The sequence below is a fragment of the Leifsonia sp. HAY1-4F genome, from assembly GCF_056755275.1.
This window is the reverse complement of the sequence record NZ_JBNDHX010000033.1, coordinates 20,850-33,757: the sequence shown is the minus strand read 5'-3', so window position 1 is coordinate 33,757 and position 12,908 is coordinate 20,850. Positions and strand designations below refer to the sequence as shown.

The 12,908-nt window shown below is 68.7% G+C and carries 14 protein-coding genes and 1 tRNA gene; 8 read left to right on the top strand and 7 right to left on the bottom strand.

What is annotated here, in order from left to right:
• Positions 1-43: 43 nt before the first annotated feature.
• From ACPYOG_RS08730 to ACPYOG_RS08720, 3 genes are all read right to left on the bottom strand, one after another.
• Positions 44-117 (bottom strand) — tRNA-Pro (locus ACPYOG_RS08730).
• 64 nt (positions 118-181) lie between these two features.
• On the bottom strand, positions 182-1,162 hold the full coding sequence (locus ACPYOG_RS08725; protein ID WP_481293840.1) for a metallophosphoesterase: 981 nt from the start codon (positions 1,160-1,162) through the stop codon (positions 182-184).
• On the bottom strand, positions 1,162-3,720 hold the full coding sequence (locus tag ACPYOG_RS08720; RefSeq protein WP_481293839.1) for a transglycosylase domain-containing protein: 2,559 nt from the start codon (positions 3,718-3,720) through the stop codon (positions 1,162-1,164). The genes ACPYOG_RS08725 and ACPYOG_RS08720 overlap by 1 nt, the downstream gene beginning before the upstream one ends.
• 51 nt (positions 3,721-3,771) lie before the next feature.
• Here ACPYOG_RS08720 and sp36 point away from each other — a divergent pair, with 51 nt between their 5' ends.
• Both sp36 and ACPYOG_RS08710 read left to right on the top strand, forming a co-directional pair.
• Entirely contained in the window at positions 3,772-3,939 is a 168-nt protein-coding gene (gene sp36 / locus ACPYOG_RS08715) for a Sp36 family protein (protein ID WP_170857533.1), read from the top strand.
• Positions 3,939-4,409 carry a RidA family protein gene (locus ACPYOG_RS08710; RefSeq protein ID WP_481293838.1) on the top strand — a complete coding sequence of 157 codons (471 nt, stop codon included), beginning with the start codon at positions 3,939-3,941 and terminating at the stop codon, positions 4,407-4,409. Before sp36 ends, ACPYOG_RS08710 begins: the two co-directional genes overlap by 1 nt.
• Positions 4,410-4,458: 49 nt before the next feature.
• Here the strand turns inward: ACPYOG_RS08710 and ACPYOG_RS08705 are convergent, their stop codons facing one another.
• A complete protein-coding gene (locus ACPYOG_RS08705) occupies positions 4,459-5,256 on the bottom strand; it encodes an ABC transporter permease (protein ID WP_481293837.1) in 798 nt (265 codons plus the stop codon).
• Entirely contained in the window at positions 5,253-6,161 is a 909-nt protein-coding gene (locus ACPYOG_RS08700; protein ID WP_481293836.1) for an ATP-binding cassette domain-containing protein, read from the bottom strand. The genes ACPYOG_RS08705 and ACPYOG_RS08700 overlap by 4 nt, the downstream gene beginning before the upstream one ends.
• 110 nt (positions 6,162-6,271) lie before the next feature.
• Here ACPYOG_RS08700 and ACPYOG_RS08695 point away from each other — a divergent pair, with 110 nt between their 5' ends.
• Complete coding sequence (locus ACPYOG_RS08695) at positions 6,272-7,204, top strand: TetR/AcrR family transcriptional regulator (protein WP_481293835.1); 933 nt, start codon at positions 6,272-6,274, stop codon at positions 7,202-7,204.
• Between the two features lie 115 nt (positions 7,205-7,319).
• On the opposite strand, the gene acs is transcribed toward ACPYOG_RS08695, so the two are convergent.
• Positions 7,320-9,269 (bottom strand): acetate--CoA ligase, encoded by a 1,950-nt coding sequence (gene acs / locus ACPYOG_RS08690; RefSeq protein WP_481293834.1) that lies wholly within the window; start codon positions 9,267-9,269, stop codon positions 7,320-7,322.
• Positions 9,270-9,634: 365 nt separating this feature from the next.
• On the opposite strand from acs, the gene ACPYOG_RS08685 reads away from it, so the two are divergent.
• The 5 genes from ACPYOG_RS08685 (at position 9,635) to ACPYOG_RS08665 (ending at position 12,491) form a co-directional block, all read left to right on the top strand.
• Positions 9,635-10,594, top strand: a complete 960-nt coding sequence (locus ACPYOG_RS08685) for a TadA family conjugal transfer-associated ATPase (RefSeq protein WP_481293842.1) — start codon at positions 9,635-9,637, stop codon at positions 10,592-10,594.
• The gene (locus ACPYOG_RS08680; protein WP_481293833.1) at positions 10,594-11,505 is read left to right on the top strand and encodes a type II secretion system F family protein; all 912 of its coding nucleotides are present in this window, start codon (positions 10,594-10,596) and stop codon (positions 11,503-11,505) included. The genes ACPYOG_RS08685 and ACPYOG_RS08680 overlap by 1 nt, the downstream gene beginning before the upstream one ends.
• 91 nt (positions 11,506-11,596) lie before the next feature.
• Positions 11,597-11,791, top strand: coding sequence for a DUF4244 domain-containing protein (locus ACPYOG_RS08675; RefSeq protein ID WP_481293832.1), 195 nt, complete (start codon positions 11,597-11,599; stop codon positions 11,789-11,791).
• A 23-nt stretch (positions 11,792-11,814) separates the two neighbouring features.
• A complete protein-coding gene (locus ACPYOG_RS08670) occupies positions 11,815-12,120 on the top strand; it encodes a TadE family type IV pilus minor pilin (protein ID WP_481293831.1) in 306 nt (101 codons plus the stop codon).
• Entirely contained in the window at positions 12,117-12,491 is a 375-nt protein-coding gene (locus ACPYOG_RS08665) for an Rv3654c family TadE-like protein (protein ID WP_481293830.1), read from the top strand. Before ACPYOG_RS08670 ends, ACPYOG_RS08665 begins: the two co-directional genes overlap by 4 nt.
• A gap of 82 nt (positions 12,492-12,573) precedes the next feature.
• Here the strand turns inward: ACPYOG_RS08665 and ACPYOG_RS08660 are convergent, their stop codons facing one another.
• Positions 12,574-12,819, bottom strand: coding sequence for a hypothetical protein (locus tag ACPYOG_RS08660; RefSeq protein WP_090039927.1), 246 nt, complete (start codon positions 12,817-12,819; stop codon positions 12,574-12,576).
• Positions 12,820-12,908: the final 89 nt, after the last annotated feature.

The following is a 12,908-nucleotide window of genomic DNA, read 5'->3' as shown; positions in this document are numbered from 1 at the left end:
GGCTCGCAGAGCGAGCCGGACCGGCCTCTTCTTCATCATTACGTCGGGGTGACAGGATTTGAACCTGCGGCCTCTTCGTCCCGAACGAAGCGCGCTACCAAGCTGCGCCACACCCCGAAGGCCTCATCCAGGATACACGAGGGATTGCGCGGTTATGACCATGGAGGCCGTCTGGGGAGGCCTACGGCGCCGGCGTCAGCGTCAGCAGCGTCGCCTCCGGACGGCACGCGAAGCGCACCGGCGCGAAGATCGAGGTGCCGAGGCCGGCGGAGACGTTGAGGTACGCCGAACGGAAGGCGTGACGCCAGATGCTCAGGCCCTTGACCTGGTTGCGGGGGATGTCGCAGTTCGTGACGAGCGCGCCGAAACCGGGGAGGCACACCTGACCGCCGTGCGTATGGCCGGCGAAGATGATGGAGGCTCCGTAGGTCACGAAGGCGTCCAGGATCCGGCGGTAGGGGGAGTGCGTGACGCCGATTGTGACGACCTGCCGGGACGACCGTCGACCCGAGTCCGGCCAGGCGTTGTCGTCGGAGAACGGGTCGTTCTCACGCAACTCGTCGAGGGCCCCGGGGATGGCCTCCACGCGGTCGAAGCGGATGTGGGGGTCGTCGACGCCGAAGAACTCCAGGTGCGTCCCCCGGACCTCGAAGCCGGCCGCCCGGTTGTCGAGGTCGGTCCAGCCGAGGTCTCCGAAGAAGGCGGTGAGCGACGCGGTGTCCACACGCGGCGCCGTGGAGCCGCGCTTCTTCGAGGGGCCCGTGAAGTACTTCAGGGGGTTCTTGAACTGGGGTCCGAAGTAGTCGTTGGACCCGTGGACGAACACCCCCGGGATTCCGCGGAACTCCTCGTAGGCGGCGCGAACGCCGTCGAGGCCTTCGGAGTGGCCGAGCACGTCCCCGGTCTCGACGATCAGATCCGGCTTCAGCCGCGCCAGCCCGCGCACCCATTCCTGCTTGTCGCGCTGCCAGGGCGCCATGTGGAGGTCCGAGAAATGGAGCACGCGGATCGGCTCGGCGCCCGGCGGCAGGACGGGCGCACTCACCTCACGCAGCGTGAACGCGCGCCGCTCGATCAGGGAGCCGTACGCGAACGCAGCGGCGCCCGCCCCGGCCACGAGGGCCAGAGCGGAGGCCGCTGGACGAAGCGCTGCCCGAGCCACTAGTGGCCCGGGGTCGGCGGCGTACTCGGGACGGCGGCCAGCGCCAGGGTGACCTGAGCGCCGCGCTTCGCGGGTGCGCCCGCGGCGGGATCCTGCGCCTGCACGATGGAGGCCGGGTTGTTGCCGCCCGTCGTCTTCACGGTGAATCCGGCGGCAGTGAGTGCGGCCAGCGCATCCCCGTACTTCTGTCCCACCACGTTCGGAACGGCGACGAGGGAGCCGTTGCTGGTGAAGAGGGTGATCGGGGTGCCCTTGGACACCTGCGTGCCCGCCGGCGGGTCCGTCGCCGCGATGGTACCGGCCGGGGCGACCGAGTCCTGAACGGGGCCGTCGGCCGAGTCGAGACCGAGACCGGTCAGGATCGCCTTGGCCTCATCGGGCGTCTTGCCCGTCAGGTCCGGAATGGCGACCTGCACGCCGCGGATGAGCTTGTCGGGAGCCGCCGGGAACGGGTCTCCGCCGTACTTGGCGACCGCAGCGGTCATCATGGCTCGCATGACCGCCGTGCGAGCGATGGCCGGAGTCGTGCCGTGCGTCGGGTAGATACGGCGCATGTCCTGATGGCCGCTGATATTGCCGACCCAGTAGGCGCCCGCCACCTTCGTAGTGGCAGCCACCAGCCACAGCTGCTCGTTCCCGTCCGTGGTCCCGGTCTTGCCGAGCATGTCCTTGCCGGTGCGGTTCATGCCGGCCGCTGTGCCGCTCTGAAGCGGACCCTGAAGCGCCTTCGCCATGGTGTTCGCCACGGCCGGGTCGACCGCCTGCGTGCACTTGGAGGCAGGGGGTGTGACGTCCTTGCCAGTGCCATCCACGATCTTGTCGATGGCGATCGGCGTGCACGTCATGCCGTTGTTCGCGATGCCTGCGAAGGCGGTGGCCATGGTGAGGGGAGCGATGTTGTTCGTTCCGAGAACGGATGCCGGATTCGAGCTCAGCGGCTCGCCCTTGGCCGTATGGACACCGAAGGCCTCCGCGTCCTTCTTGATCTCGCACAGGTCGAGCTGATAGGCCATCGCGACGAACGCCGTGTTGATGGAGAGCGTGGTCGCGCTTTGAGCGCTCCGGATCCCGTCCTCGCCGCCCGAATCGTTGGTGGGCTTGTAGGGGCCGGTCCAATCCGCGCCCGGGCAGGTGTCCTTGAAGCTCGCCTGGTTGTAGGTGCGAATGTTCGCGTTCACGGTCTCGTTCAGCGAGTGCCCCTGCTTCAGCCATTCGGCAAGGGTGAACACCTTGTAGGTCGATCCGACCTGGAAGCCGCCGGAGCCGCCGTACTGCTGGTCGGTGGCGTAGTTGATGGAGGTGTACTCATCACTGGTGTTCAGGACGTCCGGATCCTGGCTGTACGTCTTGTTCTGAGCCATGTAGAGCACCCGCCCGGTGCCGGGCTGTACGCCCGTGAGCACGCCGCCGAGGTCGATGGCCCCATAGGACTTCGGCACATACGAAGCCAGCGTCTCCTCTGCGGTCTGCTGCAGCTGGAGGTCGAGGCTCGTGTAGATCTTGTAGCCTCCACGGTTGAAGTTGGAGGCGCGGGTGTCCTCGTCGGCGCCGAAGGTCGGGTCGTTGAGGATGATCTTCTGCACGTAGTCGCAGAAATACGCGGACCCGCCGGCGGTCTGGCAGCCGCGCACCGAGGGCGTGATGACGGGCTGGACCGGCGTCTTGATCGCCTCGTCGTACTGCTTCTTCGTCAGCTTCTTGTACTGGTACATCTTGCCGAGGATGTAGTCGCGGCGTTCTTTGTTCTTGGCGTAGCCGTTGGCCGCACCGTTGGTCTTCGATGTCGGATCGTCGATCTTCAGGCTGGTCGGCTCGTTCACGATCGCGACCAGGCTGGCCGCCTGGGCGGGCGTCAGCGCCGCCGCGGTGGTGTTGTAGTAGTAGTGCGCCGCGGCCTCGATGCCGTAGACCGAGCCGCCGAAACCGGCGATGTTGAGGTAGCCGACCAGGATCTGGTCCTTGGTGTACTTCTTCTCCAGGCCGATCGCGTACTTCATCTCCTTGATCTTGCGATCGGGGGAGACGCCGGTGGAGTCGGTCACGCACTGCTCGTACTTGGCCTTCTGCTCCTTGGTCTTCACCGGGAGCGCTTCGCACTTCTGCAGCAGCACGTTCTTGACGTACTGCTGGGTGATCGAGGAACCGCCCTGCACGCCCCCGCCGCCGACGGTCGACAGCACACCGCGGACGGTGCCCTGGATGTCGACGCCGCCGTGGCTGTAGAAGCGCGGGTCCTCGCCGCCGATGGCCGCATCCTTGGCCGCCTGCGAGATCTGGTCGAAGCGCACGGGGAGGCGGTTCTGCGAGTAGAACGTCGCCAGCGGAACATCCTGGTCGCCGTTCTTCGCGAAGATCGTGGTCGGCTGCGCCAGCTGCTCGACGTTCAGATACTCGGGAAGACCTTCGAACACGCCGATGCCGTTATTGGCAGCCATGCCCGTCACCGCGATGGCGGGGGTGACGGCGGCGGTGACCAGAAGCCCGGCGACGATACTCATGCCGATGAAAGCACCGGCAGCGCCGAGCACACCTCTAGCCTGTGGTTTTTGCGCAGACATAGGATCAGGGTAGGCGATGAACCTGCAAAACCCCCCGAACCGAGGAGTACGATGCCGCGCTGGGAATACCTGACCACCCCGCTGATGATCCACAACACCGCAGCGATCCTGAACAACTGGGGCTCGGACGGATGGGAACTGGTCCAGGTGGTGACCGGGCCGGAGGGCGGCCTCGTCGCCTACCTCAAACGGCCCCTGCAGGATGAGGAGCAGGCCTGATGGCGGACATCGAGGCACGTCTCGCGCAGCTCGGGATCGACCTGCCGGACGTCGTCCCGCCCGTCGCCGCCTACACGCCCGCCGTTCTCGACGGCGGCTACGTCTACACGTCCGGGCAGTTGCCGATGGTCTCCGGCGCGCTTCCCGCCACCGGCAAGGTCGGCGAGGGACACGGCCTGGTTCCCCCGGCGGACGCCAAGGAATACGCCCGGACCTGCGCCCTGAACGCTCTCGCCGCCGCGAAGAGCGTGCTGGGGTCCCTCGACCGGGTGCGGCGCGTGGTGAAGGTCGTCGGGTTCGTCGCGTCGGACCCCGCCTTCACCGGCCAGCCGGGAGTCATCAACGGTGCGTCCGAGGTGCTCGGCGAGATCTTCGGCGAGGCGGGAGTGCACGCGCGCTCCGCCGTGGGCGTCGCGGTCCTGCCGCTCGACTCCCCGGTCGAGGTGGAGCTGGTGCTCGCGATCGACTGACGACGTCATCCCTCCCGCCCCGTCCGTTCCGCCCCGGTCGAGGACCCGGTCAGCGGCGGGCGGCGGAGCGGCTGAACAGCCAGGCAGCCCAGACGTACGCGCCGGCGATGATGAGCGCGCACCAGCCCAGGGCCCACCAGAGGTCACTACCGGGATTGCGTCCGAACAGGAGCGCGCGGATCGTCTCGATGATCGGCGTGATGGGCTGATTCTCGGCGACCCACTGCAGCCAGCTCGGCATGGTGTCGGTCGGGACGAACGCGCTCGACAGGTACGGCAGGAAGAGCAGCGCGAATCCGTAGCCGCTCGCGGCGGTCGGACTCTTCGCCGCCAGCCCGATGCCGGCATACAGCCAGGTGATCGCCAGGATGAACAGCGCGACGACGCCGAGCGCGCCCGCCCATTGCAGCGCGTCGGCGGTCGGGCGGAAGCCGACCAGTAGCGCGACGCCGATGACGACGCCGGTCGCCAGCAGGTTGCGCAACAGACTCGCGGCGACATGGCCGGTCACCACCCCGCGGGAGCGCAAGGGCATGGTGCGGAAGCGGTCCACGATGCCGTCGCTCATGTCCCGTGCGACGTCGACCGCCGTGCTGGACGCGCCGAATCCCGCGCAGAGCAGGATGATGCCCGGCACGACGTACTGCACGTACCCTCCCTCGCGATCGAGCGCGCCGCCGAAGACGAATGTGAACAACAGCATGAGCATCACAGGCAGGACGATTGCCATGGTGAGCGCCTCGACATCCCGCAATGCATGCCGGATGCTGCGGCCGACGAAGACGAGGGCGCTGGTGAGCGGGGTGACAGAGTGCTCGGGACGGACGGGGACGGTGAGGGCGGTCATCGGACGGCCTCCTTCTGGGTTGCAGGGGTGGTCAGGGCGGGCTGCCCGGTGAGGGCGAGGAAGGCATCGTCCAGCGAGGGTTTGCGGATACCGATGGTCCCGTCCACAGTGCCGAACGCATCCAGCTCGTCGATCGCAGCTCGCAGCGCCTCGACGCTGCCGTCGGTCGGGAGTTCGCGGATGACCTCCCCGCGTGCGTCGCGCAGTTCGACGACCTCGCCGCCGACCTGCGCTTTGAGCTCGGCGGCGGTGCCCTCTGCGACGATGACGCCGTGGTCGAGCACGGCGATCCGGTCGGCGAGCTGGTCGGCCTCCTCCAGGTACTGCGTGGTCAGCAGGATGGTGGTGCCGCGCCGGGCCAGGTCCTGGATGATGTCCCACAGTGTCTGCCTGCTGCGGGTGTCGAGGCCGGTGGTCGGCTCGTCGAGGAAGATCACCGGCGGAGTAGCGACGAGGCTGAGTGCCAGGTCCAGGCGTCGGCGCATTCCGCCCGAGTAGGTCGCGACGCGCTTGCGGGCCGCAGGCCCGAGATCGAAACGCTCGATGAGTTCCGACGCACGGCGCTTCGCCGCCGGCGCGGTGAAGCCGGAGAGGCGCGCCATCATCCGGAGGTTCTCATCTCCGGTGAGGACACCGTCGACAGCGGCCGCTTGGCCTGTGACGCTGATGGAGCGCCGGATGCCGTCCGGGTCGGCGGCCAGATCGTGTCCGGCGATGGTCACGGTGCCTGCGTCAGGACGGACCAGTGTGGACAGGATGGTGATGAGCGTCGTCTTCCCCGCCCCGTTGGGGCCGAGGAGTGCGAAGACGCTGCCCGCCTCCACACGGAGGTCGATGCCGTCGAGGACGGTCTGTGCGCCGTACGACTTGCGCACGCCTGTCACCTCTATCGCCGTTCGATTCATAGTGTTTCCCTTCTCTGTGTGTCACGTAAACTGTTTATGATATATACAACGGTTTAAGTGATACACAGTTCTAGGATGAGTGTCAACCCTCCACACGAAAGGCGCCGCACATGCCAGAAGACGTCGAGGACGCGCTTCCCCGCGCCGTCGCCCTCAGCTGGGGCGTGGCCGAGCACCCGCAGCGCGGCCCGAAACGCGAACTGAGCATCGAGCGCATCGTCGACACGGCGATCGAGGTCGCAGACGCCGACGGCCTGCCCGCCGTGTCGATGAGCCGGATCGCCAGCGAACTCGGTTTCACCACCATGTCGCTGTACCGCTACGTCACCAGCAAGGACGACGTGCTCGCCCTCATGCAGGACGCGGTCTGCGCGGTCCCCATCCCGGCGGATGACGAGCTCGCCGGGCGTGGGGCGGACGGCGAGCACGACTGGCGGGAGGGACTGCGGCGCTGGTCGATGGCCACGATCGAGGTGATGCGCGCGCATCCCTGGTTCCCCGACATCCCGATCAGCGGCATCCCGCTCATGCCCAACAATCTCGCCGTGCTGGACTGGGGGCTGCGCGAGATGCGAGCCCTGCCGCTCACCGACGCCGAGAAGATGTCGACGGCGCTGCTGCTGTCGTCGTACGCGCGAGCGATCGGCGTGGTGGAGCGCGACGTAGCGAAGTCACGCCAAGCCGGCGGCCCACCGGCGTATGGAGAGGCCTTCACCACGGCGCTCGCCGAGCTGGTCACCCCTGAGCGCTTCCCCGACCTCGCACCCCTTGTGGCGTCGGGCACGTACACGGATGCGGACGGCGGCGAGCAGGACGACTTCGCGTTCGGGCTGGACCGCATCCTCGACGGGATCGAGCACTACGTCGCGACGCGCGGCCGCCCGGAGCCGGTCGCACCGACCCCCCTTCCCGAGCCGGTCCCGCGCGACAAGGCCGTCCGCGAGGCGGCGAAGGCACGCCGCGAGGCGGAGTCGAAACTGCGCGAGGCCCGCAAGCGCGAACGCGAAGCGATCGCACGGGCCCTCGAGCGCGCCGCCGGCTGAGCTCCTCCGCACCCGCCGCCCACCATCGAGTACGCGAAGAGTGGACGCTCGTCCGGCGTGTCGCGTGCACTCTATGCGGACTCGATGGTGGGGAGTGGCGCGGTGGGGCGCGAACTCAGGACAGTTTGGCCTGGATCGAGCTCATCACCGCCGTGTCGGCGAGCGTGGTGGTGTCGCCGACCTCGCGACCCTCCGCCACATCCCGCAGCAGCCGGCGCATGATCTTCCCCGAGCGCGTCTTCGGCAGCTCCGACACGACGAAGATGTCGCGCGGGCGGGCGATCGCACCGATCTGCTCGGCGACGTGCTTGCGGAGTTCGGCCGCCACATCCAGCGCGCTCGCCTGCTCCAGCTGGTTCTGCTTGATGATGACGAAGGCGACTACCGCCTGGCCGGTCGTCTCATCGCTCGCGCCCACGACGGCGGCCTCGGCGGTTAAGGGATGCGCGACCAGCGCCGATTCGATCTCCGCCGTCGACAGGCGGTGACCGGAGACGTTCATCACATCGTCCACCCGGCCCATCAGCCAGATGTCGCCGTCGGTGTCGTAGCGCGCGCCGTCGCCGGCGAAGTACTTGTCGCCGAACTTCGACCAGTACGTCTCCTTGAAGCGCTCCGGGTCGCCCCAGATGCCGCGCAGCATGCTCGGCCACGGCTCGGTCACGACCAGGAGACCACCCTGGTCCTTGCCGACAGGGGTGCCCGTCTCATCCAGGATGTCGACCGAGATGCCGGGAAGCGGCACCTGGGCGCTGCCCGGCTTCAAGGTCGTCACGCCGGGGAGGGCGGAGACCATGATGGAGCCGGTCTCGGTCTGCCACCACGTGTCGACGACAGGCGTCTCGTCTCCGCCGATGACCTCGCGGTACCACATCCACGCCTCGGGGTTGATCGGCTCGCCCACCGATCCCAGCACGCGCAGGCTCGACAGGTCGAACTTCTGGGGATGCTGCCGTCCCAGCTTCATGAACGACCGGATGGCGGTCGGCGCCGTGTAGAAGATGGACACCTTGTACTTCTCGATGAGCTCCCACCAGCGGGCGGGATGCGGCGTGTCAGGCGTGCCCTCGTACAGGACCTGGGTGGCGCCGTTCGCGAGCGGACCGTAGACCACATACGTGTGCCCGGTGATCCAGCCGACATCGGCGCTGCACCAGTAGACGTCGGTCTCGGGATGCAGGTCGAAGACGACCTTGTGAGTGAACGACGACTGCGTCAGGTAGCCGCCCGAGGTGTGGAGGATGCCCTTCGGCTTGCCGGTCGTGCCGGACGTGTACAGGATGAACAGCGGCTGCTCCGCCGGGAAGGCCCGGGCGACGTGGTCCGCGTCGACGAGGGCGATTTCGTCATGCCACCACAGGTCGCGGCCCTCGGTCCAGCTGACCTCGTTCTCGCCGCGCTTGACCACGAGCACATGCTCGACGGAGGTCGCCTCGCCGCTGAGGGCCGCATCCACGGCGTCCTTGAGCGGGAAGACGCGTCCCTTGCGCCAGCCGCCGTCGGCGGTGATGACCAGCTTCGCCTCGGCGTCCTCGATGCGCGAGCGCAGGCTCTCGGCGCTGAATCCGCCGAAGACGACCGAGTGCACGGCGCCGATGCGCGCGACGGCGAGCATCGCGATCACGGCCTCCGGGATCATCGGGAGGTAGATCGCCACCCGATCGCCTGCGCGGATGCCGAGGCTCGCGAGCAGATTGGCCGCCTTCTTCACCTCGGCGGTGAGCTCCGCGTACGTGATGGTGCGCGTGTCGCCGGGCTCGCCCTCCCAGTGGATCGCGACGCGGTCGCCGTTGCCGGCCAGCACGTGGCGGTCGAGGCAGTTGTACGCGACGTTCAGTTCGCCGTCGTCGAACCACTTGGCGAACGGGGGTTCGCTCCAGTCGAGTGTGCGGGTGAAGGGGCTGTGCCAGTGGAGCAGTTCACGCGCCTGATCGGCCCAGAATGCGAGGCGGTCCGCGGCTGCCCGCTCGTAGAGGCCGGCATCCGCTGCCGCATTGGCGGCGAACTCCTCGCTGGGGGGGAAACGCCGGGCTTCGTGGAGCAGGTTGTCGATTGTGTTGCTCATGGGGAGTCTTTTCGCTCCTTTGCGATGCGGTCGAAACGGTCGTGGCGCGACACTGCCTGACTCTACAACCTGCCGGGCGGGCCTCCCCAGGAGACTTGCGTTCGCATCGATTCTGCGTAAACTGGACCCCGGCCGAATGTAAATTCGTGCGTGCGGCGCAATCGATTCCCCCCAATCCTGCGCCGCAGTGGCCGCACCTGTTCCCCCCAATAGGTGCGGCCCCCCTCTTTTAACCCGCGAATCAGTGCGTTCAGCGTCGGTATCCCGTGCGATCGTCCACAGGGCGCGCGATCCTGCGGTTCTCCACCGGTTTCGGGCGAGAGCCTTTTTGCGCTGGAGCTGTTCCGTAGCGTCGCGGCATGACCATGGATGATTCAGCCGCCGGCGCCCAGGAACCCGGGCTCTGGCGCACCTTCGGACCGCTCGCGCCCTATCTGCTGCGACCCGGCGTGACCGATCTGTTCGTAACGGGAACAGGAGATCTCTGGAGCGATGGGCCGCCGGACGGCCTTCGGCGGGAGGAAGGATGGCGCGCGGATCGCTCGGCCGCGCGCGAACTGGCCGTGCGCCTCATCGCCGCCGGCGGTCGGCATATCGACGAGGCCACGCCGTTCGTTGACGTCCGCCTGCGCGGTGGCGTCCGGGTGCACGCCGTTCTGTCGCCCGTCTCGACAGGTGGTGCGCTGCTCTCCATCCGCATCCCGTCACGGCAGCAACCCCGGCTCGATGATCTCGTGGCCGGCGGAGGGATGCAGCCAAGCGACCGCGACCGCCTCGTGACCGCCGTGCGGGCTCGAACCAACGTGCTCATCACAGGGGCCGGTGGGGTAGGCAAGACGACCCTCCTCGCCGCCATGCTGGGCGCTGCGCCGCCGGATGAACGCATCGTCGTCATCGAGGACGTGGCGGAGCTCCGCATCCCGCATCCGCACGTCGTGAGTCTCGAGACCCGCCAGCCGAACCTCGAAGGCGCGGGAGGAGTGGATCTGCGCCGCCTCGTTCGCGAAGCCTTGCGGATGCGACCGGACCGGCTCGTCCTCGGGGAATGCCGTGGCGAGGAGGTGCGCGACCTTCTGGGCGCTCTGAACACCGGGCACGACGGCGGAGCAGGCACGCTGCACGCCAACTCCCTGGAGGATGTGCCGGCCCGGCTGGAGGCGCTCGGCGCGCTGGCCGGGCTGAACGAGCACGCGCTCGCCCGTCAGGCTGTGAGTGCCATCGGGCTGGTGGTCCATCTCGAGCGTGTGGAGGGTCGGCGTGGCCTGTCCGGTTTCGGTCGTCTCCGGCTCGATGCGGCTGGACGCCTCGCCACCGAACGGTCGTGATGCCCAGGAGGCGGAAGCAGCCGGGAAGCGAGGCCGACGCCCTGGCAGGGCTGGCCGAGTCGCTCGCCGTGCTGCTGGACGCGGGACTGACACCTCGATCGGCATGGCAGGCGTCTGCCGCCAATGCAGTGCACCCGATCGCCGTCGTCGTCGCGCGCTCGGCGCAGGCCCAGACCTCCTGCGCGCAGGCACTCCTCGAGGAGGCGGACACGGACGACGCGCGGGCCATCGCCGCAGCATGGCAGGTGGCCGAACAGTCCGGAGCGCCTCTGGGACATGCCCTGCGGACGGTCGCGGAGACGCTGCGCGAGGTCGCCGAGGCCGAACGGGAGACGGACCTCGCACTCAGCGGACCGCGCGCCACCGCCCAGCTCGTGTCCTGGCTGCCGCTCGCAGGCGCCGCGATGTCCGTGGCGCTCGGTGCCGATCTCACGGGAACTGTGACGTCGGCGCCAGGTCTCATCGCCGCCGGCGGGGGAGCGCTCCTCATGCTGTGCGGGCGCTTGTGGATGCGGTCCCTCGTGAAGCGCGCCCTCGTACGGCCCGCGATGGCCGGCTCGGCAGAGGAACTGATCGCGATCGGGCTTGCCGGAGGAGCATCGGCCGGCGCCGCACTCGACGCGGCGCGACGAGCGACCGCGGCGGTCGGCCTGCCACCCGTCGACGATCGCGCCGCCCAGGAGGTGCTCCGCCTGGCGGCGTCGGCCGGAGCGCCCGCGGCGGAGCTGCTGACCGCGGCAGCGCGGCAGCAACGGCGGGTGGCCCGAGCGGACGCACGTCGAGCGGCGACGACTCTCGGTGTCCGGCTGATGCTTCCTCTCGGGGCGTGCGTGCTGCCCAGCTTCCTGCTCCTGGCCGTCGCGCCTCTCGTCCTGTCGCTGTTGTCGTCCACAGCCGCGGGCTTCCGATGACCTCTCCACAGATTCGGCGCCCCGGCCCCGCGACCGACGCCCCCGCCCAAGGATGGAGTCAGAACCCGACAGCGAAAGAGAGGGGATTCGGATGGATCACACGATCGAGAAGGTGCGGAGCATCCTGCAGCGGCTCCGCGGTGACCGAGGTGCCGCGACGGCCGAGTACGCCATCACGATTCTGGCTGCCGTCGGTTTCGCCGGCCTCCTGGTGGCCCTGCTGAAGGGCGACGAGGTGAAGGCGATCCTGTCCGATCTGGTGCACCGTGCGCTCTCCGGCGGATGAGCGGCGACGGGGAGCGGGGCAGCGTGACCGCAGAGTTCGCCGTGGCGCTGCCGGCGGTGCTGTTGTGCCTGGCGCTGTGCATCGGGGCGGTGATCGGGGCTGCTCGCTACGCAGGGCTGACCGCCGCGGCAGCAGCCGCGGCGCGGCTGGCCGGACGAGGCGACGACCCGGGCGGCGCATCCGGATCTACCGGAGCGAGCATGTCCATCGAACGTGAGGGAGGCACGGTATGTGTTCGGATGACGGATCCGGAGGGCACAGTCCTCAGCGGTCTCGGCGTTCGGTTGAGCGCGCGCGCCTGCGCGCTGGACGAAGGGAGAGGGGGATGAGCGGCGCGCTGGCGGGAATCGGGTCGATTCTCTCCGACGAACGGGGGAGTGGATCCGTGCTGGCGTTGGGCATCCTGTGCGCCGTCGTGGTGGTCGCCGCCGGAGGGCTCGCCCTCGCAGGAGCCGGCGCAGCCGGAGCGAGGGCGGCGGCCGCCGCGGATCTGGCGGCGCTCGCCGCGGCGGACGTGGCTGCTGGGCGCGTGGGTGGCGTTCCTTGCGACACCGCGGACGCCGTGGCACGGGCGAACGATGCCACCCTGCAGGCATGCGATCAGACGGGACTGACCGTCACGGTCACCGCCACGACGCCGTACCTCGCCCTCGCCGCGTCCGCGTCGGCGCGCGCGGGACCGCCGGAGGCGCCGGGATGAGGGGAGAGCATGTGGTGACCGGACGGCGCAGCGGAGCGTGTGCCGAGAAGTCGCCGTCAGCGCGGGCCGACGAACACGTCCCTCAGTCGAAGACCGTCTCCAGATAGCGGTAGGAGACAGCGGTCGGAAGCTCTCCCCGGCCGTCCTCGGAGGCGTACTCGACTTCCGCGCCAGAAGCGAGGACGTAGAGGTAATGCTTGGATCCCGCGGAAGCCGCGATCTTCAAGCGAGGGCGGGCGTCTCCGGAGTCCAGGAAATCGGTCGAGACCGTCTTTCCTTCCAGAGGTCCGTCGATCAGTTTGGCGGTGTACGTCGTCGTCGTTGCCATGCCAACATTGTCCTCCCGCGGGCGAGCGCCGCATAGGTCTGCTTGGCCGCCGGCCGACCGGAAGGAGCACGGAGCGTCTGCGCCGACGG

Coding starts and splice junctions, on each gene's coding strand:
- ACPYOG_RS08720 (WP_481293839.1), bottom strand. CDS start 3,720: ATGTCTGCGCAAAAACCACAGGCTAGAGGTGTGCTCGGCGCTGCCGGT.
- sp36 (WP_170857533.1), top strand. CDS start 3,772: ATGCCGCGCTGGGAATACCTGACCACCCCGCTGATGATCCACAACACC.
- ACPYOG_RS08710 (WP_481293838.1), top strand. CDS start 3,939: ATGGCGGACATCGAGGCACGTCTCGCGCAGCTCGGGATCGACCTGCCG.
- ACPYOG_RS08705 (WP_481293837.1), bottom strand. CDS start 5,256: ATGACCGCCCTCACCGTCCCCGTCCGTCCCGAGCACTCTGTCACCCCG.
- ACPYOG_RS08700 (WP_481293836.1), bottom strand. CDS start 6,161: ATGAATCGAACGGCGATAGAGGTGACAGGCGTGCGCAAGTCGTACGGC.
- ACPYOG_RS08695 (WP_481293835.1), top strand. CDS start 6,272: ATGCCAGAAGACGTCGAGGACGCGCTTCCCCGCGCCGTCGCCCTCAGC.
- acs (WP_481293834.1), bottom strand. CDS start 9,269: ATGAGCAACACAATCGACAACCTGCTCCACGAAGCCCGGCGTTTCCCC.
- ACPYOG_RS08685 (WP_481293842.1), top strand. CDS start 9,635: ATGGATGATTCAGCCGCCGGCGCCCAGGAACCCGGGCTCTGGCGCACC.
- ACPYOG_RS08680 (WP_481293833.1), top strand. CDS start 10,594: ATGCCCAGGAGGCGGAAGCAGCCGGGAAGCGAGGCCGACGCCCTGGCA.
- ACPYOG_RS08675 (WP_481293832.1), top strand. CDS start 11,597: ATGGATCACACGATCGAGAAGGTGCGGAGCATCCTGCAGCGGCTCCGC.
- ACPYOG_RS08665 (WP_481293830.1), top strand. CDS start 12,117: ATGAGCGGCGCGCTGGCGGGAATCGGGTCGATTCTCTCCGACGAACGG.
- ACPYOG_RS08660 (WP_090039927.1), bottom strand. CDS start 12,819: ATGGCAACGACGACGACGTACACCGCCAAACTGATCGACGGACCTCTG.